Annotated in this window: 21 protein-coding genes; 13 read left to right on the top strand and 8 right to left on the bottom strand. The window is 74.2% G+C overall.

The genetic code is table 11. The features are described 5' to 3' along the window. Positions 1–52 precede the first annotated feature (52 nt). From K329_RS27795 to K329_RS0118085, 3 genes are all read left to right on the top strand, one after another. Positions 53–1,381 (top strand): DUF445 domain-containing protein, encoded by a 1,329-nt coding sequence (locus tag K329_RS27795; protein ID WP_245596596.1) that lies wholly within the window; start codon positions 53–55, stop codon positions 1,379–1,381. 4 nt (positions 1,382–1,385) lie between these two features. Next, positions 1,386–2,501 (top strand): Abi-alpha family protein, encoded by a 1,116-nt coding sequence (locus tag K329_RS29830; RefSeq protein ID WP_245596595.1) that lies wholly within the window; start codon positions 1,386–1,388, stop codon positions 2,499–2,501. A 63-nt stretch (positions 2,502–2,564) separates the two neighbouring features. Continuing rightward, positions 2,565–2,936, top strand: a complete 372-nt coding sequence (locus tag K329_RS0118085) for a hypothetical protein (protein WP_028474151.1) — start codon at positions 2,565–2,567, stop codon at positions 2,934–2,936. 42 nt (positions 2,937–2,978) lie between these two features. On the opposite strand, the gene K329_RS27785 is transcribed toward K329_RS0118085, so the two are convergent. Further along, complete coding sequence (locus K329_RS27785) at positions 2,979–3,620, bottom strand: hypothetical protein (RefSeq protein ID WP_052337082.1); 642 nt, start codon at positions 3,618–3,620, stop codon at positions 2,979–2,981. Positions 3,621–3,727: 107 nt separating this feature from the next. On the opposite strand from K329_RS27785, the gene K329_RS0118075 reads away from it, so the two are divergent. Continuing rightward, on the top strand, positions 3,728–4,408 hold the full coding sequence (locus K329_RS0118075) for a TetR/AcrR family transcriptional regulator (RefSeq protein WP_043644152.1): 681 nt from the start codon (positions 3,728–3,730) through the stop codon (positions 4,406–4,408). A gap of 24 nt (positions 4,409–4,432) precedes the next feature. Here the strand turns inward: K329_RS0118075 and K329_RS0118070 are convergent, their stop codons facing one another. Next, the gene (locus K329_RS0118070; protein WP_028474149.1) at positions 4,433–5,929 is read right to left on the bottom strand and encodes a hybrid sensor histidine kinase/response regulator; all 1,497 of its coding nucleotides are present in this window, start codon (positions 5,927–5,929) and stop codon (positions 4,433–4,435) included. A gap of 197 nt (positions 5,930–6,126) precedes the next feature. Next, entirely contained in the window at positions 6,127–7,593 is a 1,467-nt protein-coding gene (locus K329_RS0118065; protein WP_028474148.1) for a sensor histidine kinase, read from the bottom strand. Positions 7,594–7,940: 347 nt separating this feature from the next. Between K329_RS0118065 and clpB the strand changes: the two genes are divergently transcribed. Beyond that, on the top strand, positions 7,941–10,544 hold the full coding sequence (gene clpB, locus K329_RS0118060) for an ATP-dependent chaperone ClpB (RefSeq protein ID WP_028474147.1): 2,604 nt from the start codon (positions 7,941–7,943) through the stop codon (positions 10,542–10,544). A 20-nt stretch (positions 10,545–10,564) separates the two neighbouring features. On the opposite strand, the gene K329_RS0118055 is transcribed toward clpB, so the two are convergent. After that, positions 10,565–12,013, bottom strand: coding sequence for an MFS transporter (locus K329_RS0118055; protein WP_028474146.1), 1,449 nt, complete (start codon positions 12,011–12,013; stop codon positions 10,565–10,567). A 135-nt stretch (positions 12,014–12,148) separates the two neighbouring features. Between K329_RS0118055 and K329_RS29825 the strand changes: the two genes are divergently transcribed. The 4 genes from K329_RS29825 to K329_RS0118035 are packed head-to-tail and all read left to right on the top strand — an operon-like array spanning position 12,149 to position 15,923. Then, positions 12,149–13,447, top strand: a complete 1,299-nt coding sequence (locus K329_RS29825) for a YML083C domain-containing protein (protein WP_028474145.1) — start codon at positions 12,149–12,151, stop codon at positions 13,445–13,447. Further along, positions 13,444–14,310, top strand: a complete 867-nt coding sequence (locus tag K329_RS29820; protein WP_028474144.1) for a hypothetical protein — start codon at positions 13,444–13,446, stop codon at positions 14,308–14,310. The genes K329_RS29825 and K329_RS29820 overlap by 4 nt, the downstream gene beginning before the upstream one ends. 49 nt (positions 14,311–14,359) lie before the next feature. Then, positions 14,360–15,124, top strand: coding sequence for a hypothetical protein (locus tag K329_RS0118040; protein ID WP_028474143.1), 765 nt, complete (start codon positions 14,360–14,362; stop codon positions 15,122–15,124). Positions 15,125–15,170: 46 nt separating this feature from the next. Further along, complete coding sequence (locus K329_RS0118035; RefSeq protein ID WP_028474142.1) at positions 15,171–15,923, top strand: hypothetical protein; 753 nt, start codon at positions 15,171–15,173, stop codon at positions 15,921–15,923. A 96-nt stretch (positions 15,924–16,019) separates the two neighbouring features. On the opposite strand, the gene K329_RS0118030 is transcribed toward K329_RS0118035, so the two are convergent. Beyond that, positions 16,020–17,192: an aminotransferase class I/II-fold pyridoxal phosphate-dependent enzyme gene (locus tag K329_RS0118030; protein ID WP_052337081.1), complete on the bottom strand. Its 1,173-nt coding sequence runs from the start codon at positions 17,190–17,192 to the stop codon at positions 16,020–16,022. 62 nt (positions 17,193–17,254) lie between these two features. On the opposite strand from K329_RS0118030, the gene K329_RS27770 reads away from it, so the two are divergent. Next, positions 17,255–17,938 (top strand): class E sortase, encoded by a 684-nt coding sequence (locus tag K329_RS27770; protein WP_169721615.1) that lies wholly within the window; start codon positions 17,255–17,257, stop codon positions 17,936–17,938. Between the two features lie 87 nt (positions 17,939–18,025). Here K329_RS27770 and upp read toward each other — a convergent pair whose 3' ends face one another. After that, a complete protein-coding gene (upp, locus tag K329_RS0118020; RefSeq protein WP_028474140.1) occupies positions 18,026–18,667 on the bottom strand; it encodes a uracil phosphoribosyltransferase in 642 nt (213 codons plus the stop codon). A 172-nt stretch (positions 18,668–18,839) separates the two neighbouring features. Between upp and K329_RS0118015 the strand changes: the two genes are divergently transcribed. Continuing rightward, entirely contained in the window at positions 18,840–19,325 is a 486-nt protein-coding gene (locus tag K329_RS0118015) for a tRNA adenosine deaminase-associated protein (RefSeq protein WP_028474139.1), read from the top strand. Positions 19,326–19,357: 32 nt separating this feature from the next. After that, positions 19,358–19,789, top strand: coding sequence for a nucleoside deaminase (locus K329_RS0118010; RefSeq protein WP_043644652.1), 432 nt, complete (start codon positions 19,358–19,360; stop codon positions 19,787–19,789). A gap of 21 nt (positions 19,790–19,810) precedes the next feature. Here the strand turns inward: K329_RS0118010 and treZ are convergent, their stop codons facing one another. Beyond that, positions 19,811–21,613, bottom strand: coding sequence for a malto-oligosyltrehalose trehalohydrolase (treZ, locus tag K329_RS0118005; protein WP_028474137.1), 1,803 nt, complete (start codon positions 21,611–21,613; stop codon positions 19,811–19,813). Next, complete coding sequence (gene treY, locus K329_RS0118000) at positions 21,610–23,973, bottom strand: malto-oligosyltrehalose synthase (protein ID WP_043644649.1); 2,364 nt, start codon at positions 23,971–23,973, stop codon at positions 21,610–21,612. Before treY ends, treZ begins: the two co-directional genes overlap by 4 nt. A 229-nt stretch (positions 23,974–24,202) precedes the next feature. Between treY and K329_RS0117995 the strand changes: the two genes are divergently transcribed. Beyond that, positions 24,203–24,970 carry a hypothetical protein gene (locus K329_RS0117995; RefSeq protein WP_028474135.1) on the top strand — a complete coding sequence of 256 codons (768 nt, stop codon included), beginning with the start codon at positions 24,203–24,205 and terminating at the stop codon, positions 24,968–24,970. The last annotated feature ends 88 nt before the right edge of the window (positions 24,971–25,058 follow it).

The following is a 25,058-nucleotide window of genomic DNA, read 5'->3' as shown; positions in this document are numbered from 1 at the left end:
GTGTGGGCCGGTGCGGCGCGCGACCAACGAGGGTCGCCGCGAGACGAGGCGGGTGAGGGCGACGCTCGAGGCAGTGCTGGACTGGGTGCGCGACTACCTGGCCCACATGAACTGGGTGCACTTCTGGTCCATCCCCGTCTTCACCGCCGTCGTCGGGTGGCTCATCAACTGGTCGGGCCTCTGGATGCTCTTCTCGCCCGTGCACTTCCACGGCAAGCGGGTGCCCGGGCTCAAGGAGCTGGCGGTCGTGATGCCGCGCAAGTTCCAGGAGATCCCCGGCATGCTCCAGGGCGGTCTCGGCTGGCAGGGCATCGTGCCCGCCCGCGCCGGCAAGATGGGCAGCATCGCCGTCGACAAGGCCATCGCCAAGCTCGGCACGCCGGCGGAGTTCTACCAGGAGCTCGAGCCCGACCAGATCGCCGAGCACATCGTCGAGATCTTCTCCCCGGAGATCCCCGAGCTGGTCGACGAGGTCATGTGGCGCGAGCACCCGCGGCTGTGGCGCGACCTGCCCCGACCCGTCCGGGCGGCCGTCACGGAGCGCGTGCAGCACCAGCTGCCCCACGTCGTGCGGCGCGTGACCACCGAGATCGGCATCCACATCGACCAGCTGCTCGATCCGAAGATCATGGTCATCGACCACTTCGAGAAGAACCCCGAGCTGGTCGTGAAGATCTTCCGCGACTTCGGCGCCCGCGAGCTGCGGCTCATGGTGCTCTTCGGGTTCGTGTTCGGCTTCCTGCTCGGCATCCCCGTGGCGGTCATCGACCACGCGTTCGGCCAGTGGTGGGCCCTGCCGCTGATGGGCGTGCTCGTCGGCTGGGTGACCAACAAGCTCGGCATGTGGCTGATCTTCGACCCGGCCGAGCCCCGCAGGGTCGGACCCTTCACGTTCCAGGGCCTCTTCCCGAAGCGGCAGGACGCGGCCGCCGAGATCTACGCGCAGCACATCGCCGACGACGTCATCACGCTCGAGCGCATCGGCGACTTCCTGCTCGACGGCCCGCGCGGCGACCGCACGCGGCAGATGCTCGCGACGGCGCTCCAGCCGGCGATCGACATGGCGATCGGGCCCGCCCGGGGCGCCGTGCGGGTCGCCGTCGGCGCGAACCGCTTCGACACGATCCGGGAGTCCGTCGCCCAGGAGGCCGTGGGCCGCACGCTCAAGCCGTTCCAGGACCCGGCCTTCAGCGCGCAGCAGTCGACCAAGATCCGTACGCTCATCGCACGCCGCACGAAGGAGCTGCCGCCCCGCGACTTCGTCGAGATGATGCGGGCCGCCATCAAGGAGGACGAGTGGATGCTCTACGCCCACGGCGCGATCATGGGCGCCGCGGGTGGGTTCCTCCACCTGTGGATCTTCGGCGTCGGAGGACGGTGACCGCGTGAGCAGAGGTACGTCGAACGGGTGGGGGCCGCCGCGGCCCGGTGACCGCCCTGCCGCCCGTCCCGCCCGTCCCGCGCGGCCGTCGCGGTCGGTGCCGAGCGTCGACGACGGTGACGTCCTCGTGCCGGAGCCGCTGGCGCTGCCGTCGCGGGACTCCCGGGAGGGCCGGCTCCGGCGCCCCCGCCTCCCGGCGCGGGTGCCGTCGTTCCTGCCGGCGGCGCTGACCTCGCGCGTGCCCGCGGGGCTGGGGCCGGCCGTCGAGGCGCTGCCCGGCCTGGCGCGCATCACCGCCGCCACCGCCCTCCACACCGCCGAGTGGGGGGTCACGGCGTACGCCCGCACCGGGCGCAAGATCCTGCGGGCCATGTCGGACCCCGAGGCGGCCGCCGACCTCAACCGCGAGCTCAACGAGGCCGCCGCCCTCGTCGGCCACCTCGCCCGGGCGGTCTCGGCGGGAGTGCCGCTGCCCGAGGCGGTCGCCCAGCTGCGGCTCGTCGCCGACACCCCGCCGGTGCCGGAGGAGGGCGGCGCGAGCCGCCGCGACTCCGACGAGCAGCGGCTGCGCACCAAGGGTGCGCAGCTGCTCCAGCAGTCGCGCGACGTGTGGCACTCCGACGCCGGGCACCCGGCGTACGAGCGCATCCTCGGCGACCTCGCGCCCGACGAGGCCCGGATCCTGGTGCTGCTGCTCAAGGACGGCCCGCAGCCCGCGGTCGACGTCCGCACGGGCGGCCCGATGGGCCGGGTGAACTCCCAGCTGGTGGCCCGCGGGCTCACGATGGTGGCGGCGCGGGCCGGTCTGCGGCACGTCGACCTCGTGCCGCAGTACCTCAACAACCTCTCGCGCCTGGGCCTGGTGTGGCAGTCGTCGGAGTCCCTCGACGACCTCACGCGCTACCAGGTGCTCGAGGCGCAGCCCGACGTGCTGGCGGCCACCCACGCGGTGAAGTTCGCCCGGATCATGCGCCGCAGCCTCCACCTGACGCCGTTCGGCGTCGACTTCGCCCGCACCTGCTTCACCACGGAGCAGGAGGCCGAGGTCGGCGTCTTCCCGACGCACGAGACCCCGCCGGAGGCGGCGACCCCGGAGCCGTCGCTGCCGCGGAAGGGCTGACGGGCCGCCGCTTTCCCCGCCGGGCAGGATGGGGGGCGGTCACCAGACACCTGAGGAGGCGTCATGTCCCGCCGTACCGTCCGCTCCGCCGTCACCGCCCGCCGTTCCCGCTGGGCGGCCCCCGTGCTGCTCCTGCTCGCCGCGGGAGCCGTGGCCGCGGTCGTCGTACGACGCGGGGCCGGGGGCCCTGCGGCGCCGGACTCGTCGTCGGGCGGTCAGGTCTCCGAGATCAGCGCGTTCCCCGACCGCCGCGACGCCACGATCTTCCCGTCCGACGCCACCGCGGGCTACCCGCTGGGCGACGGCGACGAGCGCACGCAGCTGGCCGGTGAGGGCACCCGCCCGAACGAGGGCGAGGCCGGTCCGAACGCGATCCCGGGGCGCCACGCGGCGGCCCGCGACCTCCCGACGCCCGACGGCGCCGACCACGGCTGACGCCCCCGCGGGCGGATCGTCCAGCCGCATCGTCCGGCCGCCTCAGGCGACCGGCACGCCCGCCCGCTGGTCCCGCCGCTCCCGGAGCCGGGCGAGCGGGGCGCGGGTGGCCACGGTGAGCGCGAGCAGCGCCAGGCCGACGCCCACGACGGCTCCGTGCGCGACCCGCAGGCCGGGCGTGCCGAAGAACTGCGGCAGGTAGGTCACGAGCCCCAGCCCGACGAGCACGAGCCCGATGCGCTGGCCGTCGATCCCCGACCCCGCGAGTCGCAGCAGCCGCACGCCGGCGGCCGCCATCGCGGCCCAGCCGGCCGCGAAGAGGGTCATCGCCACGGGCTCGTAGCGGAACAGGTCGGCGGCTCCGGCCGCCGAGCCGTCGCCCGAGGCGAGCATCCCCCGGCCGAGCGCGTGCAGGCCGTAGGCCTCCGCGCCGTAGTAGGGCAGCACCAGCACCGCTCCCACCAGCAGCGCCCGCCCGGCCCACCGGTCGACCGTCACGATGCCGAGCCCGGCGAGCACGAACCCGGCCATGCCGAGCTGGTGCGCCCACAGCCAGGCGGGTCGGGCCCAGAGCTCGGCGGCGGCCAGTCCGGTCTCGGGGCCGTAGCCGCGCAGGGCCGGGTAGGCCGCGAGGGCGGCCCCGGCGGCGGCGAGCAGGAGGGCGGAGCGTCGGGCGGGGGTCATCGGGTTCTCCTCGTGAAGTGAGCACTGCTCTCTGAACTGAGAAGAGTGTGCACTGCTCTCTCTTCGGAAAGCAAGAGCGGTGCTCACTTCTGTGGCAGGCTGTCTCCGTGACGCCGCCCACGCCCCGCCAGCTCGCCCGCGAGGAGACGACCGCCCGCATCAAGGCGCTGGCGCTCGAGCAGCTCGCGTCGTCGTCCGCCACCGAGCTCTCGCTGCGCGCCGTCGCCCGCGAGATCGGCGTCGTCTCGAGCGCCGTCTACCGCTACTTCGCCTCCCGCGACGAACTGCTCACCGCGCTGATCGTCGACGCGTACGACGACCTCGCCGACCACCTCGAGCGGGCGGGCCGCCCGGACCGCCGGGGTGCCCGCCGGCGGTGGCTCGAGGTCTGCGGGGCGCTCCGGGCCTGGGCGCTGGCGCAGCCCCACCGGTTCGCCCTCGTTTACGGCTCCGCGATCCCGGGCTACGCCGCCCCCGCCACCACCATCGAGCCCGCCGGCCGGGTGGTGCGGGCGTTCTGCGTGCCGGCCGCCGCCGCAGGGGAGGCCGCGCCAGGGACGCGGGGCGATCCGCTGACGCGTGCGCTCACGGGGCAGCTGGCGGTGACCGCCGAGGCGCTCGAGCTCGACGTCGACGCCGGGCGCACCCTGCTCCTCGTCGGGGCGTTCGCCCAGGTGGTGGGACTGCTCACGCTCGAGCTGAACGGTCACTTCGTTGGCGGGTTCGAGCCGGCCGACGCCCTCTTCGAGGCGCTCGTCGCCGACCGGGCGGACGCGCTCGGCCTCTGACCCGCCCTGCCGGCGGGCGGCCCGTCAGCGGGCCGCGGGCAGCTGCACGGTGAAGACGGCGCCGCCCTCGGGGTGGCGGCGGTGGCTCGCCGTGCCGCCCTGGGCCTCGGCGAGCGTGCGCACGACGAAGAGCCCGAGACCGGTGCCGCGGGCGACGCTGCCGCGCTGGCGGGTGAACTCGTGGAAGAGGCGGGGCTCGAACTCGGGCGCGATGCCCGGGCCGCGGTCGACGACCTCGACGTCCACGGTGCCGTGGGCGCCGTCGCGCACCACGACGGTGACCGGCGCGGCGCCGTACTTGAACGCGTTGCTCACCAGGTTGCCCAGGATCTGCTCGACGCGCAGCGGGTCGGCGAGCGCGACCCGGTCGGTGGAGACCTCCACGGCGACGTCGTCGAGGTCGGCGAGCACCTCCGCGACGAGCGCGCCGACGGCCACGGGCCGCGGGTCGACGTGCAACGTGCCGAGGTGGATCTGGGTGGCGGTGTAGAGGTCCGAGGTGATCCGGTCGAGGTGCTGCACCTGGCGCACGACGGTGCGCAGCAACCGGTCGCGCTCCGGCTCGGTGACGGGCTCGTCGTTCCAGTGCAGCACGTCGACGGCCGAGTCGATGGCCGTGATGGGGCCGCGCAGCTCGTGGGCGGCCGCCGCGATCGCGCGCCGGAGCATGCCGAGCTCCTCGCCCGTGTGGTCGAGGTAGACGAGGATGCCCTGCTCGGTGCGGCGCAGCGTCAGGTGCAGGACCTCGCCGCCGTCGAGCACGACCCGCACCTCGGTGCGGTCCTCGTGGCGGTGGGCGGCGATCTTGTCGGCCAGGGCCGGGGCGCCCAGGCCGAGCAGGCCGCCGACCGGCACCGCCGCACCGAGCAGCCGGCGCGCCGCGGGGTTGGCCGTGACGAGGCGGGGGGCCGGCTCGTCGCTCACCACCAGCACGCCGTACGGCGCGTGCTCGAGCGCGAGGGTCGCGAGGTCGACGCCGGTGCCGCTCGGGGTGCGCGCGCCCGGCGCCGGTCGTACCGGGGTGGTGGCGGGCTGGGCGCTCGGGCCGGGCGTCACGGTCAGCGGCTGGGCGGGCCGGTCGGTGGCGGCCCCGACCGCGGCGACGTGGTCGAGGATCGAGTGGAGCGAGGTGCCCTTCTCGACGTACCCGTCGGCACCGGCCGCGACGGCGCGGTTCGCCATGTGGGCCGCACCGAACGCCGACATGGCGATGACCTTGGCGCCGGGAGCGGTGCGGCGCAGCTGGGGGAGTGCCTCGATGCCGTCCATGCGCGGCATGGCGACGTCGAGCAGCACCACGTCGGGCTGGGTGCGGCCGACGACCTCGACGGCGGCCGCGCCGTCGGCGGCCTCGCCGACCACGTCGAAGCCCGCACGCGTGAGCATCAGGCGTAGCAGGTGGCGGAGGTCGGGGGTGTCGTCGACGACCACGACGCGGACGACCGGCGCCGTGGCGGTCGCGGTCGGCGGGGCGGTGGCGTCGGGTGCGGCGGCGAGGGCCGTCGGCTCGATCGTGCGCATGGTGGGGCGGTTCCTTCGCGGATCGGTCGAGGCGGCGGGAGCGGCGTCGAGGCTAGGGGCCGCGACGCCCTCGCAGGCTCGACCACGGAGATGGTTGAAAGTGCAATGACCAGGGCGGTTCGGTGCCGCGTTCTCGCCGGATGGCGCGGGCGCCCGGATCGACGACCTGGTCTGGACCGGTCGCGCGACGTCGTGGCTCAGGGCGCGGCGGGCAGCTGCAGCGTGAAGACGGCGCCGCCCTCGGGGTGGCGGCGGTACGACGCCGTGCCGCCCTGCGCCTCGGCGAGGGTGCGCACGACGTACAGGCCGAGCCCCGTGCCCGTCGCCACCGTGCCCTGGGCGCGGGTGAACTCCCGGAAGAGCTGGGGCTCGAAGTCGACGGGCACCCCGGGCCCGCGGTCGGCGACCTCGATCCGCACGGTGCGCCCGCCCGTGCCGGGGCGCACGACCACCGCGTACGGCGCGGCGCCGTACCGGCGGGCGTTGTTGAGGAGGTTGCCGATCATCTGCTCGAGGCGCAGCGGATCGGCGACGACCGGCGGGTCCTCGCGCACGTCGACGGTGATGTCGTCGTGGTCGCCGAGCAGGTCGACGAGGAGCGCGCCGGCGCGGAACGTGTGCAGGTCGACGTGGAGCGTGCCGCGGTGCACCTGCGTGGAGGTGAAGAGGTCGGCCGTCACCCGGTCGAGCTCGGCGACCTGGCGGCCGACCGCCTGCAGCAGGCGGTCGCGCTCCGCGCCGGGCACGGGTGTCTCGCCCCACGCGAGGGCCTCGACGACGCCGTCGATGACGGCGATGGGGCCGCGCAGGTCGTGGGAGGCCGTCGCGATCGCGCGGCGCAGCAGCCCGACGTCCTCGGTGGTGGAGTCGAGGTAGACGAACAGGCTGCCGCCGGCCCGGCGCAGCGTCGCCCGCACCGAGCCCGCGTCGAGGAGCGCGTCGAAGACGGCGTCGGCCTCGTGCCGGTGGGTCGCCACGTGGTGGGCCAGTCCGGGGGCCGAGAGGCTGAGCAGCGCGCCGACCGCGGGGCTGCCGCCGAGCAGGCGACGGGCCACGGGGTTGGTCGACCGCACCCGCGGCGAGGGCTCGTCGCTGACCTCGAGCACGCCGTACGGCGCGTGGGCCACCGCCAGCGTCGACGACTCGTCCCGGCTGCCGCTGCTCCGGCGGTCGATCGGGGCCGGGGCCGCGTTCACCGGGCGGGAGCGTCCGCCCTCGTGGGTGCGGGTGACCGCCACCGGCCGGGCCGGGCGCTGCTCCACGCCGCTGAGCTCGGCGACGTACGCCAGGATCGCGTGCAGCGAGGTGCCCTTCTGCACGTAGCCGTCCGCACCGGCGGCCACCGCGCGCGCCGCCATCTGGGTCGCGCCGAAGGCCGACATCGCGATGATCTTGGCCTGCGGCACCACCCGCCGCAGCGTGGGCAGGGCCTCGAGGCCGTCCATCACCGGCATGGCGATGTCGAGCAGCACGATGTCGGGCCGCTCGCGCCGGACGACCTCGATGCCGGCGCGACCGTCGGCCGCCTCGCCGACGACGTCGAGACCGCCGCGCAGCAGCATGAGCCGCAGCAGGTTGCGGAGGTCGGGGGTGTCGTCGACGACGACGACCCGGGGGGCGGTCGGTGCGACGGCGCTCGTCGTGGGCGGCGCGGTGGTGAGCAAGGGGCACGTCCGATCGGGCGGTGGCGCCGGTGGGGCGCGGGCGCGGGCCGGGCCCCGCGGGGGTGCGTCCACGGTAGGGCGTGCGGGTCGCGGCGCGGTGGGCGTTTTACCCGATCTTGCGGGGGTGTTGAGTCGGGTGCGCCGGGGCCGCCCGTGCGGCCGATAGGGGTGGGGCCAGACGTCCCGGAGGCCCGTCCGTTCGGCCGATGCGGACGGTGAGAAGTTCACAGACTTGAGTGGAACAGACTCAAGTCTTGGTGCGTTGTGATCGATGGACGGCCAGACTGGGCCGTTCGTGTGGAGCAGGGGACCGTCCGGTCCCGCGAGAGACGTCTGAGGAGCCGTTCATGAGCCAGTTCGGAGCCGACAAGTTCACCACCCGAGCCCGGGAGGCGATCGAGTCCGCCCAGATCGCCGCGACGTCGGCGGGCAACACCACGACCGAGCCTGTGCACCTGCTGGCCGCGCTGCTGCGCGAGCCGGAGGGCGTCACCCGCAGCGTCGTCACCAAGTCGGGGGTCGACCCCACCTCGCTGCTCGCCACCGCCGAGCAGGCGGTCGCCGCGCTCCCGCGGGCCACGGGCTCGACGGTGCAGCAGCCCGGCGCCTCCGCGGCGCTCACGCGCGTGCTGGCGAAGGGCATCGACCTCGCGAGCGCGATGAAGGACGACTACGTCGCCTCGGAGCACCTGCTCGTGGCCCTCGCCTCCGTCGAGTCGTCGGCGCAGAAGGTGCTGACCGACGCCGGTCTGACGGCGTCCGGGCTCTCGGAGCAGCTGGTGACCGTCCGGGGCTCGCGCCGCGTGACCAGCCAGGACGCCGAGTCGACGTACGAGGCGCTCGAGAAGTACTCCGTCGACCTCACCGCCGCCGCCGAGGAGGGTCGTCTCGACCCCGTGATCGGCCGGGACGCCGAGATCCGGCGCGTCATCCAGGTGCTCAGCCGCCGTACCAAGAACAACCCCGTGCTCATCGGCGAGCCCGGCGTGGGCAAGACCGCCGTCGTCGAGGGCCTGGCCCAGCGCATCGTCGCGGGCGACGTGCCCGACTCCCTGAAGGGTCGCCGCCTGCTCAGCCTCGACCTGGCCGCGATGGTCGCCGGGGCGAAGTACCGCGGCGAGTTCGAGGAGCGGCTGAAGGCCGTGCTCGAGGAGATCAAGGACGCCGGCGGCCAGGTCATCACGTTCATCGACGAGCTGCACACCGTCGTGGGCGCCGGGGCCGGGGGCGACGGCGCGATGGACGCGGGCAACATGCTCAAGCCCATGCTGGCCCGCGGCGAGCTGCACATGGTCGGGGCGACCACCCTCGACGAGTTCCGCGAGCACGTCGAGAAGGACCCCGCGCTGGAGCGCCGCTTCCAGCAGGTGTTCGTCGGCGAGCCCAGCGTGGAGGACACGATCCAGATCCTCCGCGGCATCCAGGAGAAGTACGAGGCCCACCACGGCGTGCGCATCACCGACGCCGCGCTCGTCGCCGCCGCCACGCTGAGCGACCGCTACATCACCGGCCGCCAGCTGCCCGACAAGGCCATCGACCTCATCGACGAGGCTTCGAGCCGGCTGCGCATGGAGCACGAGTCCTCCCCGGAGGAGATCGACCAGCTCCGCCGGCTCGTCGACCGTCTCAAGATGGAGCAGTTCGCGCTCGAGAAGGAGCACGACGACGCCTCCGTCGAGCGGCTGGCCAAGCTGCGCGCCGACCTCGCCGACCACGAGGAGGAGCTGCGCCAGCTCGAGGCCCGCTGGGAGCGGGAGCGCCGCTCGCTCGAGGGTGAGGGCGAGGTACGGCGCGAGCTCGACGCCCTGCGCGTCGAGGCCGACAAGCTGACCCGTGACGGCAACCTCGCCGCGGCCAGCGAGCTCCTCTACGGCCGCATCCCCGAGCTGGAGAAGCAGCTCGCCTCCCAGGAGGCGGCCGAGCACGCGATGGAGAAGGACGTCGAGCCGCTCGTCGGCGACGAGGTCGGCGCCGAGCAGATCGCGGACGTCGTCGAGGCCTGGACGGGCATCCCGACCGGACGCCTGCTGCAGGGGGAGAGCGCCAAGCTGCTCGAGATGGAGGACGTCATCGGGGCGCGGCTCATCGGCCAGCACGCCGCGGTGACCGCGGTGAGCGACGCCGTGCGCCGCTCGCGGGCCGGCATCGCCGACCCGAACCGGCCGACCGGCTCGTTCCTCTTCCTCGGTCCGACGGGCACGGGCAAGACCGAGCTGGCGAAGTCGCTCGCCGACTTCCTCTTCGACGACGAGCGCGCCATCGTGCGCATCGACATGAGCGAGTACGGCGAGAAGCACTCCGTCTCGCGGCTCGTCGGTGCTCCTCCCGGCTACGTCGGGTACGACGAGGGCGGCCAGCTCACCGAGGCCGTGCGGCGGCGCCCGTACAGCGTCGTGCTGCTCGACGAGGTGGAGAAGGCGCACCCGGAGGTCTTCGACATCCTGCTCCAGGTGCTCGACGACGGCCGGCTCACCGACGGCCAGGGCCGCACGGTCGACTTCCGCAACACGCTCCTGATCCTCACCTCCAACCTCGGCTCGACGTACCTCGTCGACCCCACGCTGGCGCCCGACAAGAAGCGGGAGCAGGTGCTGGGCGTGGTGCGGGCGTCGTTCAAGCCGGAGTTCCTCAACCGGCTCGACGAGATCGTGCTCTTCGAGGCGCTGAGCAAGGAGGCGCTGACGAGCATCGTCGACCTCCAGCTCGGCCTGCTCGGTCAGCGGCTCGCCGCGCGGCGGATCACGATCTCCGTGACCGAGGTGGCGAAGAAGTGGCTGGCCGACACGGGCTACGACCCGGCGTACGGCGCCCGCCCGCTGCGCCGGCTCATCCAGAGCGCCATCGGCGACCCGCTCGCCCGGCTGCTCATCGGGGGCGCGGTGAACGACGGTGGCGCGGTCACGGTCGACCACGTCGAGGGCACCGAGGGGTTGCGGCTCGACGTGGCCTGATCCCGCCGAACCGGTCGGGCCTACTGCGTGATCGACGACGGCGCGCGGTGCCGGAGGGCGAGCACGGCGACCACCAGCGCCGCGGTGACCATCACCGCCGTGGTGAGCAGGGCCGCCCGCAGGCCGGCACCCGCGCCGTACGACGTCAGCACCAGCCCGTAGACCGTCACCCCGAGCGCGGAGCCGATCGCCGAGCCGATGCGCTGGCCGGTCTGCAGGGCGCCGCCGGCCGCCCCGCCCATGCGGGGCGGCACGTCGGCGAGGCTGAGGGTGAGGTTGGGCGAGATGACGGCGCCGCCGCCGAGCCCGCCGAGCACGAGCAGCGGCACCATGACGGGCCACAGCTCCGAGCCGGACCGGCCCGGCAGCAGGACCGCCAGCGCCAGCACCGCCACCAGCACGACCACGAGCGCGCCCACGGTCAGGGGGCGGCCGACGCGGCTGACGGCCCGTCCGGCGAGCGGCGCCGAGATCGCCGAGCCGACCGCGAACCCGGTGATGAGCGCGCCGGTCGCGAGCGGGGTGAGGCCGAGGGCGTCCTGGAGGTGCACCGAGAGCACGAGCACGAGCCCGGTGAACCCGACGAAGTAGAGGGAGCCGATGGCGATGCCGCTGGCGTAGTCCTGGGTGCGCCGCAGCAGCTGCACGTCGAGCAGCGGCGAGCCCCCGCGTCGTACGACGCGTGCCTCCCACCGGACGAAGCCCCAGAACAGCGCGGGCACGGCGGGCAGGAGGGCGAGCCAGCCGTAGGTGCCGCCCTCGATGCTGACGAGCGGGTAGAGCAGGGCGAGGACGCCGAGCCCCAGCAGGACCGCGCCGACCGGGTCGAGCTGCGGCCGCGCGCTCCCGGCCTGCCGGGGCTTGCGGGGCACGAGCCGGGCGACCGCGACGAGCGCGACGAGGCCGATCGGCACGTTGACGAGGAAGATCCAGCGCCACCCGTCCTCCTCCCCGAACGCGGCGATGATGAGGCCGCCGAGCACGGGTCCGAGGGCCGAGGAGACCGAGACGGTGAGGCCGAAGAGCCCGAACGCCCGGCCGCGCTCGGCGCCGGTGAAGAGCTGCTGGATGAGGCCGGAGTTCTGCGGGGTGAGCAGCCCGGCGGCGGCGCCCTGCAGCAGCCGGGCGACGATCACGAGCTCGACGTTGGGGGCGATCCCGACGGCGGCGCTCGTGACGATGAAGAGCACCAGGCCGATGAGCATGAGGCGCCGGCGGCCGAACGCGTCACCGAGCCGTCCGCCGGTGACGAGCACCAGGCCGAACGCGAGCGCGTAGCCGGAGACCACCCACTGCACGGTGCTCGCGGAGGTGTCGAGGCCCTCCTGGATCGAGGGGATCGCGACGTTGACGATCGTGACGTCGAGCAGCGACATGAAGCCGACGACGAGCGAGACGCCGAGGATCCGCCAGCGTCGCGGGTCGGGCTCGGCCGCGGGGGCCTGGTCGGTCGGGGCGGCCTCGTTCACCTCCACACCCTCTCCCGCGGCCCAAGGTCCGCGACCCGCGGGTGCCCGGTCGGGCGTGGGCGCCGCTCCCCACGGTTCGTCGCACCGCTGGTCGCACCGCCTGGGACGGTTTCGGCTGCATGGTGGAATACAGGGGTGAGCTCGCCCCCCGCCCAGCAGCGCCCGCCCCAGGTCTCGTTCGCCGCCTGGATGATCATCGGCGGCTCCGTGATCGTGCTGCTGGGGGCGTTCGAGGCGATGTCGTCCCTCCGCACGCTCCAGACCCGCGAGGGTCTCGAGGCCTTCCTCGCCGAGCCGCCCGGCAGCACGCTGGGCATCGGCTTCGAGGGTGCCCGCGAGCTGCGCCGCATCGCGATCCTGGTCTCGGCCGCCTCCGCGGTGGCGGCGGCGATCCTCGGCATCCACGTGCTCAAGCGCAACATGGGCGCGCGCATCGGGCTCAGCGTCCTCGCGTTCCCCATCTTCATCGCCGGCAGCATCGCGGGCGGGTTCGCGTCCGCCGTCGTGACGGTGGCGATCGTGATGCTGTGGCTCGAGCCGTCGCGCAGCTGGTACGCCGGACGCCCCATCCCCGAGCGCTTCCGGCTGCCGCGCGACGGCGCCCGCGCCACGCAGCAGTCGCGGCAGGAGACCCCGGAGAAGGACGGGCCGCGGTACGACGGGCGCCCGTACGACGCTCCGCGCCCTCCTGACGGCCGACCCGACGGCCGGCCGCCGCAGGTGCAGCAGCCGTGGGGGCAGCCGGGCCAGCAGGGTCAGCCGGGTCAGCAGGGTGACGGCCAGCAGCCCGGCGGGCAGTCGTGGGGGCAGTCGGGCCAGCAGGGCGGGCCCGCGCCGTACCAGGGCTTCGGCTCCGCGCAGGGCGGTCGACGCCCCGAGCAGGCCCCGCCGTGGTCGGGCCAGCAGCACCCGGGTCAGCACCCCGGTCAGCAGTGGCCGGCGCAGCAGTGGCCGGCGCAGCAGTACGGCGGGCAGGGCCAGCCCCGTCCGGAGCGGCCGTCGCTCGTCATGGCGGCGTGCGTGCTCACGTGGGTGTTCACCGGTCTGATGAGCGTGCTCGCCGTCGCCGCCACGGTGACGTTCGCGAGCAATCCCGATGCCCTGATGGACGCCGTCGTCGAGGTGCAGCCCGACGCGGCCGACCAAGGGATCACGTCCGGACTGCTGGTCACGACCCTGGTGACGATGTCGGTCATCCTGGTCGCGTGGTCGGCGGCGGCCGCGCTGTTCGCCTACTTCGCCCTCCGCGGGGCGCAGTGGGGTCGGGTCGCCCTCATGGTCTCGGCGAGCACTGCCGCCGGGTTCTCGCTGCTGGCGGCGCTGAGCGCCCCGCCGCTCCTGGTCGTCGTCCTCGCCGCGGGCTTCACGATCGTGGCCCTCGCCCGGGCGGACGCCTCCCGCTGGTACGCCGCCCGTGGTCGAATGCTCCGGTGACCGACGAGAGCGACCCGCACCGGCCCGCTGCCGACGTCGGTGACGGGCCCGCCTGGACCTGGGGCCAGGCCCCGCCGCCCCCGCCCGACGAGGACGCCACGTGGGTCGCCCCGTCGACGGATCCCGGTCCCGCCACCCAGCCCCTGCATCCGTACGGCCCGCCCCAGGTGTCGCCGTACGGCCAGCCGGGCGGCCACGCGCCGTACCAGCAGCCGGCGAGCACCTCGCCGTACGGCCAGCAGCCCTACGGCCAGCAGCCCCACGGCGCCTCGCCGTACGCGGGCATCAAGCCCGGCAGCCCGTACGACGCTCTCCCGCCCGGCGCCTACCCCCTGCCGATGGCGGCGCGACGCTCCTGCCCCGGCACGGTGGTCGCCGCTGCCGTGCTCACGTTCGTCTTCGCGGGGATCGCCACGATGTACCTGCTCGTCGTCGGGATCATCGGCGCCTTCGTGGCCCTCGTGTTCGGCGCTGCCGACTCCAGCGCCCCCGGGATGGGTCAGTTCGGGCTCGCGCTGGGAGCGGTGGCGGCGGTCTTCCTGCTGCTCGGCGTGTGGGCGATCGCGGCCTGCGTGATGGCGGGGTTCGTGCTGCGCGGCTCGCCCGCGGCCCGCATCCAGCTCTCCGTCAGCGCCGTGCTGACGGCGGCGCTCTGCGTGGTCGGCGTGGTCGCCGAGCCGAGCGGCGACGTGGCGGGGGTCCTGCTGACCTGGGTCGTGGTCTGCGTGGGCGTGGTCGTGCTGCTCTTCGTCGGACCCGCCGGCCCGTGGTTCCGCGACCGGGGCGGCCGCTCCGCGGTGGCCATGACCCCGGGGTACGGCGGCCACGAGCACGGCGGTCAGCCCCCGGCCTCCTGGCGCTGAGTCCGGACAGTCCGTCACACGCGCCGTCGTCGCGTGATGCAATGAGTCCGTGAGCAACTGGAACCCGGACCCCGGTCAGCAGCCCTACGGACAGCAGCCGGGGCAGAGCCCCTACGGCGGGCAGCAGCAGGGCCCGTACGGCGGGCAGGGCCAGAGCCCCTACGGCCAGGGCGACCCCTACGGCCAGAACCCGTACGGCCAGAGCCCCTACGGCCAGAACCCGTACACGCCGTCGGCCGCGGCCCGGGGCCAGCGCCCCGGCTCGGTGACCGCCACCGTCATCCTCTCCTTCATCGGGTCGGGCCTGGCGCTGCTCGGCTGCCTGCTGCTCTTCGCGATGGCGGGCGCGGACTCCTTCATCGAGGGCTTCCAGCAGGCCGCCGGCGGCGGGGTCAACGGGGAGGACATCACGTTCATCGTCCGCGTGGTCAGCGGCCCGGGCGCCATTCTCGCGCTGGCCGCCCTCGTCGTGACCTTCTTCGTGATGAAGCGCCGCCGGTGGGCGCGGATCGTGCTGACCGTGCTGGCCGGTTTCGCCATCCCGGTCTCCGTCTTCTTCGCGCCGCTCGGCCTCGTGTGGACCGGCATGTGCATCGCGGCGATCGTCACGATGTGGCAGCGCTCCGCCTCGGAGTGGTTCCGCGGCAGCGGGCCCATCCACGGCGTCCCCGGCTACGGCGGCCCGCAGCAGGGCGACCCGTACGGCGGGCAGCAGTACGGCCAGCAGGGTCAGCAGTACGGCCAGCAGCCCGGCTACGGGTCCTCGCCGCAGGGTGGCGGCGACCAGCCGCCGTCGCAGAAGCCCTGGGGCTGACGGCTCGGCGCTGACGTATCGCGCGGATACGTGGTGCAATGACCGGGTGAGCAACTGGAACCCGGACTCTTCGTCCCAGCCGCCGAACCAGCCCAACCCGCAGCAGCCGCCGTACCAGCCGCCGCCGGGCGGGTCGCAGCCCCCGGCCCCGCAGCAGGGCGGCTCGCCCTACGGTCAGCCCGCCCCGGGTGGGTCCGGCTACGGCGAGCCCGGCAAGGACAGCTCGCCGTACGGCGGCAACGCCCCCGGCGCCTACCAGGGCGAGGCCTTCAACGGCGGTGCCTACGGCGGCCCGACCGGCTCGCTCAAGCGTCCCGGCACCGTCACCGCGGCCGTCTTCATCACCTACATCTCGTCGATCCTGGCCGGCCTCGCCGCGCTCTTCCTGGTCGTGGCCTCGCTCCTGGGCGCGGACGCGTTCAAGGACGAGGTGCGCAGCCAGATCGAGAACGACTCCGAGCTGCGCCGCCAGCTCGAGGACGCCGGCGCCGACTCCGGCGACATCAACTCGGTCGTCGACTTCGTGCTCGTCGTCGTCATCGTGGTCGGCATCATCCTGCTCGTCTGGTGCCTCATCGCGTTCGCCCTGGCCGTCTTCACCGGTCGCGGCTCGAACGGCGCGCGCGTCACGCTCGTCGTGTCCTGCGTCGTGACGATCCTGCTGACGCTGCTGCTCTTCGCGGCCATCGTCCCGCTGATCTTCACCCTGGCCGCGATCGCGACGATCGTGCTGCTCTACACGGGTGGCGCGAGCGACTGGTTCCGCAACAAGAAGATCGCCAAGCTCCAGGGCCGCTGAGCCCCGTCCCACCTGCTCCGCCCGGTCGCCGGTCACCCCTCGGGGGTGGCCGGCGATTGTCGTCTCCGGAGGTCGGCAGCCGGCGCGGTGCCGCCCCTAGGCCCGCAGCTCGGCCGCGGCGAGGCGCCGCAGGCCGTCGACGACCACGGGCTCGTCCTTGCAGAACGCCCAGCGCACGAGGTGGCGCCCGGTCGCGGGGTCGGCGTAGAACCCCTGCATCGGGACCGCGACGACCCCGGCCCGCTCGGGCAGCGCGGCGCAGAAGGCGGCGCCGTCCGGCCAGCCGAGGTGGGCGACGTCGGTGAGCGTGAAGTAGGTGCCCTCGGGCACGTGCGGGGTCAGTCCCGCGTCGGCGAGCCCGGCGCAGAGCAGGTCGCGGCGCCGCTGCAGGTCCACCGCCAGCCGGGTCGGGAAGTCGCTCTCGTGGTCGAGCGCGTGCGCCGCCGCCGGCTGCAGCGGCGACCCGGACGTGAACGTCGTCCACTGCTTGGCCGCCAGCACGGCGCCGACGAGGGCCGCCGGTCCCGTGGCCCAGCCGACCTTCCAGCCGGTGAGCGACCACGACTTGCCGAGGCTGGAGAGCGTGAGCGTCCGCTCCGCCATCCCGGGCAGGGTGGCGATCGGCACGTGGCGGCGGCCGTCGTACACCAGGTGCTCGTAGACCTCGTCGGTCACGACGAGCACGTCGTGGGCGATGGCGAGCTCGGCGACGACCGCCAGCTCCTCGGGCGTCAGCACGGTGCCCGTGGGGTTGTGGGGCGTGTTCAGCAGGATGAGCCGGGTGCCGTCGTGCACGGCGGCGCGCAGGGCCTCGACGTCGAGGCGGTGGTCGGGGGCGCGGAGGGTGACCGGCCGTCGTACGGCGCCCACGGCCTGCAGCATCGCGTCGTACGAGTCGTAGGCGGGCTCGAGCAGCACCACCTCGTCGCCCGGGTCGACGAGACCGAGCAGGGCGCAGGCGATGCCCTCGGTGGCGCCGGTGGTGACGACGACCTCGGTGGCCGGGTCGAGGTCGATGCCGTGGTGGCGGGCCTGGTGGCGGGCGACGGCCTCCCGCAGCTCGGGCACGCCGATGCCGGGCGCGTACTGGTTGCGGCCCTCGTCGATCGCCGTGCGGGCCCGCTCGAGCACCGAGGCCGGGCCGTCGGTGTCGGGGAAGCCCTGGCCCAGGTTGACCGATCCGGTGCGCAGCGCGAGGGCCGACATGGCCGAGAAGATCGTCGGCTCGATGCCGTGGAACCGTCGGGCCAGCGGGGCGGGCGTGCTCATGCCGGCCGACCCTACGCCGCGATCGGGTGCGGTCCGGGGGTGCGTCGGACATGATCGGGGGCGTGACCCGAGGCTCCGGTGCGACCGCGACCGTCCGCCGACGGGTGCGCCCGCTGACGGCCGCCGGCCTGGTGCTGGTGGTCGGTGGCCTGGGCGTCCTCGCGTACGTCGCGTGGCAGCTCTGGGGCACCAACCTCGCCTCGGAGCGGCGGCACGCCGACACCGTCGCCGCCCTGGAGCGGGCCTGGGACGGTGGTGACGAGACCGTCGTCCGCGACGAGGGCGAGGCCGACGCGGTGGTGCGGATCCCCCGCTTCGGCGACGACTACGCCGTCCCCGTGCTCGAGGGCGTCGAGGACGACGCGCTCGAGGCAGGCTTCGGCCACTTCACGACCTCGGCGGCGCCGGGGGAGGTCGGCAACTACGCGCTCGCCGGCCACCGGGTGACGCACGGCGAGCCTCTGCGGGCGATGCCCGACCTCGAGGTGGGCGACACGGTCGTCGTCGAGACCCGGTCGACCACCTACACCTACGAGCTCGTGACCGCGGGTGACGCGCTCGAGGTGGACTTCGAGGACACCTGGGTCGTCGACCCCGCACCGGTGAACCCGCGCGACGGCGGAGTGCAACCACCGCAGGGCGAGGGCGAGCGCCTGCTCACGCTCACCACCTGCGCGTCGCTGTTCCACACCGACGAGCGGCTCGTGGCCTTCGCGGTGCTGACGGGTTCGGAACCCCGCACCTAGGGCGCCGAGCCGGCAGCCCTGCGGTGTCGTACGGCGCCGAGCCGGCGCGTCTGCACACCGGTACGGCGCCGAACCGGCACGTCTGCGTCAGTGCGCCACGCCGTACAGGCGGTCGCCCGCGTCGCCGAGGCCCGGCACGATGTAGCCCTTCTCGTTGAGGCGCTCGTCCATCGCGGCGGTGACGACGCGGACCGGGATCGTCAGGTCGGCCAGCTCCGACTCCAGCCGCGCGGTGCCCTCGGGCGCCGCGAGCAGCGTGATCGCCGTGATGTGGTCGGCGCCCCGGTCGACGAGGAAGCGGATCGCCGCGGCGAGCGTGCCACCGGTGGCGAGCATCGGGTCGAGCACGTAGCACTGGCGGCCCGACAGGTCGTCGGGGAGGCGCTCGGCGTACGTCGAGGCCTGCAGCGTCTCCTCGTTGCGCACCATGCCGAGAAAGCCGACCTCGGCCGTCGGCAGCAGGCGCATCATCCCGTCGAGCATCCCGAGGCCCGCCCGGAGGATGGGGACGACGAGCGGCTTCGGCGACGCCAGGCGCACGCCGGTCGTCGGCGACACCGGGGTGGTGATGCCGTAGGGCTCGACGCGCACGTCGCGGGTGGCCTCGTAGGCGAGGAGGGTGACGAGCTCGTCGGCCAGGCGACGGAAGGTCGGAGAGTCGGTGCTCTCGTCGCGCAGCGCGGTCAGCTTGTGGGCGACGAGCGGGTGGTCGACGACGAGAGTGTCCATGGGCAGCACCCTAAGGCGTGCCGCCGTGGTGCTCCGCGCGCACGCACCGAGGGCGCCGAGAGCCGGACGAGACATGCCCGACAACGATCCTGGTCGTTTTGCCGTGGCGTGTCGCCCGCGGGTCTGTCACGCTGGTGGACGCAGTGTCCGGCGAGGCGATCGAGGAGGGGCCGTGACCGAGGAGTCCGACAGCATCGACTTCGCCCTGGTGGCCTACCGCGAGGAGGGCGTCTGGCAGCTCCACGAGATCGTCGACGACGTGCTCGAGTCCACGGACACGCTCGCCGCCGCCCTGCGCCGCTTCCCCGGTGACGGCGGAGCGCTCGGCCTCGTCGCCGTCGACGAGGAGTTCTTCCTCATCGTCCGCGTCGCCGGCCCGCGCGTGCGCATCCTGCTCTCCGACGTGACGGCGGCCGACGAGTGGGAGCTGGCCCGCACGGCGCTCGAGGCGCTCGACCTGCCGCTGCCCGAGGAGGACGACGACCAGGAGCCCGCGGGCGACCTGTCGCTGCTCGCCGACCTCGGCATGAACGCCATGGACATGGGCCTCCTGCTCGACGACTTCGACCTCTACCCCGACGAGACGGTCTCCGAGATCGCCCGCAAGCTGGGGTTCGGTCCGCTGTTCGACGACGCGGTCGGCCTCACCTCCGCGTGATCCACCCGCAGGACCGCCGCTGGGAGCAGCCCATGCAGGCCGCCCTCGCCGAGGCCCGCGCCGCCCTGGCCACCGACGACGTACCCATCGGTGCGGTGGTCGTCGACGCCGACCGGAAGGTCGTCGGCCGGGGCCGCAACGTCCGCGAGGCCGACGCCGACCCCACCGGTCACGCCGAGGTCGTCGCGCTCCGCGAGGCCGCCCGCGCCCGCGGCGAGTGGCGCCTCACCGGCTGCACCCTCGTCGTCACCCTCGAGCCGTGCACGATGTGCGCCGGCGCGGCGGTCCTGGCGCGGGTCGACCGAGTGGTCTTCGCTGCGTACGACGCCAAGGCCGGCGCCGTGGGCTCGCTCTGGGACGTCGTGCGCGACCGCCGGCTCAACCACCGCCCCGAGGTCGTCACCGGCGTCCTCGCCGGTGCGTCGGCCGCCCTGCTCGAGGGGTTCTTCGCCTCGCACCGGTGAGGCCGGGCCCGACAGCCCCCGTCACACCGGCGCGAGCACCACGGCCCCGTGGGCCGGTACGACGACGGTGGCGCCGACGGTGCCGGACCCCTCGTCGTACCCGCCCGGCGTCGCGAAGACCACGCCGTACCCCTCGGGCACCGGCACGGTCGCCGCCTCGGTGCCGAGCACCAGCACGAAGCGCAGGCGTCCGCGGCCGATGCGCACCAGGCGCGTGCGCTCGTCGACCTCGCAGGTGGTGGCGCCGAAGGACGGGTCGGTGAGGTCGGGGTACGTCGCGCGCAGCGCCGCCAGCTGCCGGTAGACCTCGAGCAGCACCGCGTGCCGACCACCCTCGGGCTCCGACCAGTCGAGCTTGGAGCGCGTGAAGGTCTCGGGGTCCTGGGGGTCGGGCACGACGGCCGGGTCCCAGCCCATCTTCTCGAACTCGGCGATGCGGCCCTCGGCGGTCGCCTTGCCGAGCTCGGGCTCGGGGTGCGAGGTGAAGAACTGGAACGGCGTCGACGCCGCCCACTCCTCGCCCTGGAACAGCATGGGCGTGAACCCGGTGCCCAGGGTGAGCAGCGCCGCGGTGGCCAGCTGGTCGTCGTCGAGGTGGTCGGTGAGGCGGTCGCCGACGGCGCGGTTGCCGATCTGGTCGTGGTTCTGGCTGCACACCACGAGCCGCGAGGTGGCCACGGTGGCGGTGTCGATCGCCACCCCGTGGTCGCGCTCGCGGAACGAGCTGTAGGTGCCGTCGTGGAAGAAGCCGTGGGTGAGCACCTTCTGCAGCGCCGCGAGGGGCTCGAAGTCGGCGTAGTAGCCGGCCGTCTCCCCGCTGAGCGCGACGTGCACGGCGTGGTGGAAGTCGTCGCTCCACTGCGCGGTGAGCCCGTAGCCGCCGGCCTCGCGGGGCGTGAACATCACGGGGTCGTTGAGGTCGGACTCGGCGATCAGCGAGAGCGGCCGACCGACGTACGACGACCACGCGGCCGTCTCGATTGCCATCTCCTCGAGCACGTGGGTGGGGGACTCGTCGTGCAGCGCGTGCACGGCGTCGAGGCGCAGGCCGTCGACGTGGAAGTCCTCGAACCACATGCGCACGTTGTCGAGCACGAACCGGCGCACCTCGCCCGCGTCCTCGCCGTCGAGGTTGACGAGGTCGCCCCACGTGTTGCGGCCGCTCTTCAGGTACGGCGCGAACAGCGGCAGGTAGTTGCCGGACGGGCCGAGGTGGTTGTAGACGACGTCCTGGACGACGCCGAGGCCCGCCGCGTGGCAGGCGTCGACGAAGCGCTGGTAGGCCGCGGGCCCGCCGTACGTCTCGGAGACCGCGAACCAGTCGACCCCGTCGTACCCCCAGTTGTGGGTGCCGTTGAACGCGTTGACCGGGAGCAGCTCGACGAGGTCGACCCCGATCGACTTCAGGTGGTCGAGCCGGTCGAGCGCGGCGTCGAGCGTGCCCTCGGGGGTGAAGGTGCCGAGGTGCAGCTCGTAGATCACGGAGCCGGCGAGCTGACGGCCGGTCCAGGCGCCGTCGTTCCAGGTGAAGGCGCCGGGGTCGAAGGTGCGCGAGAGCCCGTGCACGCCGGCCGGCTGACGGCGCGAGCGCGGATCGGGCCGCGGGGTGGTGTCGTCGTCGACGAGGTAGCCGTAGTCGACGCCCTCGGGGTAGGCCGCGACGTCGGGCGGCGTACCGGTGGGGGTCCACCAGCCGTCGGTGCCGCGGGTCATCGGCACGACCTCGTCGTGCTCGCCGGTGGTCACGACGAGCCGGATCGACGACGGCCGCGGGGCCCAGACGTCGAACGGGCCGCGGTCACGGGTGCTGGGCGCGGTGGTCATGCGTCCTCCCTCACGAGCAGGGCGACGGGGTACGTCGCGAGCAGGTCGGCGACGGGTGCGCCGCCGGGGGTGTCGGGCGTGCCGGTGACGTCGATCGAGCCGCCCCCGACGAGGTCGGTCCAGCGTCCGGCGGGCAGCGTCAGGCGGGTGTCGCGCCAGCCCCCCGCGCGCTCGAGACCGACGGGCAGGCGGGTCGCGACCGTGATCGCACCGCCGCGGTCGAAGGCGAGCACGTGGTCGGCGGCCGGCCCGGTCGCCGTCAGCGGCGTGTACGACGTGAAGAGCTCCGACCGGTCGCGCCGGGCGCGCAGGGCCGCCGCGGTGACGAGCAGCTTGGCCGCCCCGGAGTCGGTCGTGCCCCCGACGAGCGGCGGCTTCACGCCGCCGAGCACGGCGGGCAGCACGCGGGCGCGCAGGTCGAAGTCGACCGGCCGCCGGTTGTCCGGGTCGACCAGGGACTGCTCCCACAGCTCGCTGCCCTGGTAGACGTCGGGCACGCCCGGCATCGTCAGGCTCACCAGCTTGGCGCTCAGCGAGTTGGACCAGCCGGGGCCGGCCACCCGGGCGAGCAGGTCGCGCAGCGCGCGTCGCGCGCCCTTGTCGTCGAACGCGGCGTCGACGGCCCGGTGCACGGCCTTCTCGTACGCTGCGTCGGGCGCCGTCCACGTGGTGCGGTCGCCGGCCTCGCGCATCGCCTTCTCGGCGTAGCCGTGGAGCCGGTCGCGCAGGTCGCTCGCGTCGACGGTCGGCCACGCGCCGAGCACGGCCTGCCACAGCAGCGCGCCGAAGCCCGGGTCGGGCAGCGGTGAGGCCTCGAGCAGGCGGGTGAGCGCCGCCTCCCACTCGCCGGGCAGCTCGGCCAGCGCCGTGATGCGGGCGCGGACGTCCTCCCCGCGCTTGGTGTCGTGGGTGGAGCCGGCGGTCATGGCGTGCGGCCAGTGCTCCTGGCGCTCCACCATCGCGGCGTGGAACTCGTCGGGCGCGACCGCGAACACGGACGGGTCGCCGCCGACCTCGTTGAGGCTGGTGAGGCGGGAGTAGCGGTAGAACGCGCAGTCCTCCACGCCCTTCGCCATCACCATGCCGGAGGTCTGCTGGAACCGCAGGGCCGCCGGGTGGGTCGGGTCGGTGAGCAGCGGGTGGAGCGCGTCGAGGGTGGCGCCGAGGTCGGGGCGGTGCGCCCGGGCGGCCGTGAAGGCCTCCTCGAGGTGCTCGCGGCCCTCGGGCAGGTAGGAGCGGTAGACGGGCATGGTGGTGAGCAGCTCGGCGACCGCGTCGACGTACGCCGCAGGCCCGGGCGTGCCGTCGAGCTCGCGCACGATGCGGCGTGCCTCGGAGCCGAGGATGCCGTCGGCGACGGCCCGCTTCGTGCCGTGCACCATCGCGTGCCAGTCGACCGGCCCGCCGCGCAGCCGCGTCTCGAGCGCGTCGAGCGGCGCCTGGCCGGCGGGGTCGACGAGCACGCGGTCGACGAGGGCCATCGCGTCGTACCCGGTCGTGCCCGACGTCGCCCAGCCCGCCTCGAGCTGCTCGCCCGTCTCGAGGATCTTCTCGACGAGCACGTAGGCGCCGCCCGTGAGGCCGGCCAGGTCGTCGAGGTACGACGCCGGCGCGCGCAGGCCGTCGGGGTGGTCGACCCGCAGGCCGTCCACGAGGCCCTCCGTGAACCAGCGCCCGATCTCGACGTGGCTGGCGTCGAACCACTCGCGCTCCTCGACCCGCACGGCGGCGAGCGTGTTGACCGCGAAGAAGCGTCGGTAGTTGAGGCGGTCGTCGGCGGTGCGCCAGCCGACGAGCTCGTAGTGCTGCGCCGCGTGCACCGCCTGGGGGTCGGCCGAGAGCGTTCCGGGCCGCACCGGGAAGCGGTGGTCGTGGTAGCGGAGCTCGCCGTCCACCACGGAGAGGTGCGAGATCGCCCCCTCCGCCCCGAGGTCGTCGTCGCCGACCACGGGGATGCGCAGGCGACCGCCGCCCGCGTCCCAGTCGACGTCGAAGGCCTCGGCGTACGGCGAGGCGGGCCCGGCCGACAGCAGCGACCACCACCAGGCGTTCTGCGTCGGGGTCGCTACCCCCACGTGGTTCGGCACGATGTCGACGAGCACACCCATGCCGAGGGCGCGGGCCTGCGCCGACACGGCCGAGAGACCGGCCGGTCCGCCCCGGGTGGGGTCGATGCGGTCGTGGGCCACCACGTCGTACCCGTGGTCGCTGCCCGGCTCGGCCGCCAGCAGCGGCGAGAGGTAGACCCAGTCGACGCCGAGGTCGGCCAGGTAGGGCAGCCTCCGGGCCGCCGCGTGGAGGTCGAAGTCGGCCGTGATCTGCAGCCGGTAGGTGCTCCTCGGCGTGCGGGGGGTGGTCATGGTGCTCCCGTCCATGGCTGCCGTCTGGGGGTCGCGCGGCGGTCCGGCCAGCCTAGGGCGTGGTGCCCGGCCCGACGTCCCCCGTCGACGGTCTGGTCTGCGTGCCCCGGACGTGCCGACCGGAGCGTGGGGACAGGTACCCAGGGTCGGGGGAGTCCTGCGCGCGGAGAGGGGTGAGCGTGCTCTCATGGGGGCAGGGGCAGACCTTTCGACGAAGTGGGGAACAGACATGCGCACCATGCGACGCGGCGCCCGCCGCACCGTGGCCATCGCGGCCGGAGCCGTCCTGGCGACCTCGATGCTCGCCGCGTGCGGCAGCGACGACAACGGCGACGACGCCGCCGACGGCGAGTCGAGCAGCACCGAGGAGACCGAGGGCGGCAGCGCCCTCGACGACATGTCGGCCGAGGAGATCTACGACGCCGCGCTGGAGGCGACCTCGGGCTCGTCGTCGGTGCGCCTCGTCGGGTCGATCGACGGCGACGGCCAGGCCATCGAGATGGACATCGCGCTCGGCACCGACTCGTGCGACGGGTCGATGACGATCAGCGGGCTGACCATTGACCTCCTCGGGGTCGACGGCGAGTACTGGTTCCGCGGCGACGACGCGTTCTGGGCGTCGCAGTCCGACGGCACCCCGGAGGACCAGGCGCTGCTCGACCTCGTGTCGGGCATGTGGGTCCCCGACACCGAGGGCGAGTTCAGCGAGTTCTGCAACATCGACTCGTTCTTCGGCGACCAGGACGACGAGGACCGCCCGACCGACTTCGCCAAGGGCGACACCACCGAGGTCGACGGCCAGGCGGCCCAGGAGATCTCGTGGACGACCAGCGAGGGCGACGACGTCACCGCCGCGGTCGCGACCGAGGAGCCGTACTACTACCTGCAGCTGGAGCAGGGCGACAACGGCACGATCGCGTTCTCCGAGTTCGACGAGGACCTCGACGTGGAGGCGCCGCCGGCCGACGAGGTGCTCGACCCCAGCCAGCTCGGCTGACGGATCGGCGGGGTTCAGATCCCGCCGAGCGGGTCAAGATGGGGTCCGGCGCCGACACGGCGCCGGGCCCCGACGCCTCTGCGGAGGT

Origin of the sequence: Nocardioides alkalitolerans DSM 16699, assembly GCF_000426525.1 — a bacterium.
GTDB lineage: Bacteria > Actinomycetota > Actinomycetes > Propionibacteriales > Nocardioidaceae > Nocardioides > Nocardioides alkalitolerans.
Note: the sequence above shows the minus strand (reverse complement) of the source record. Positions and strands in the feature narration are given on the sequence as shown.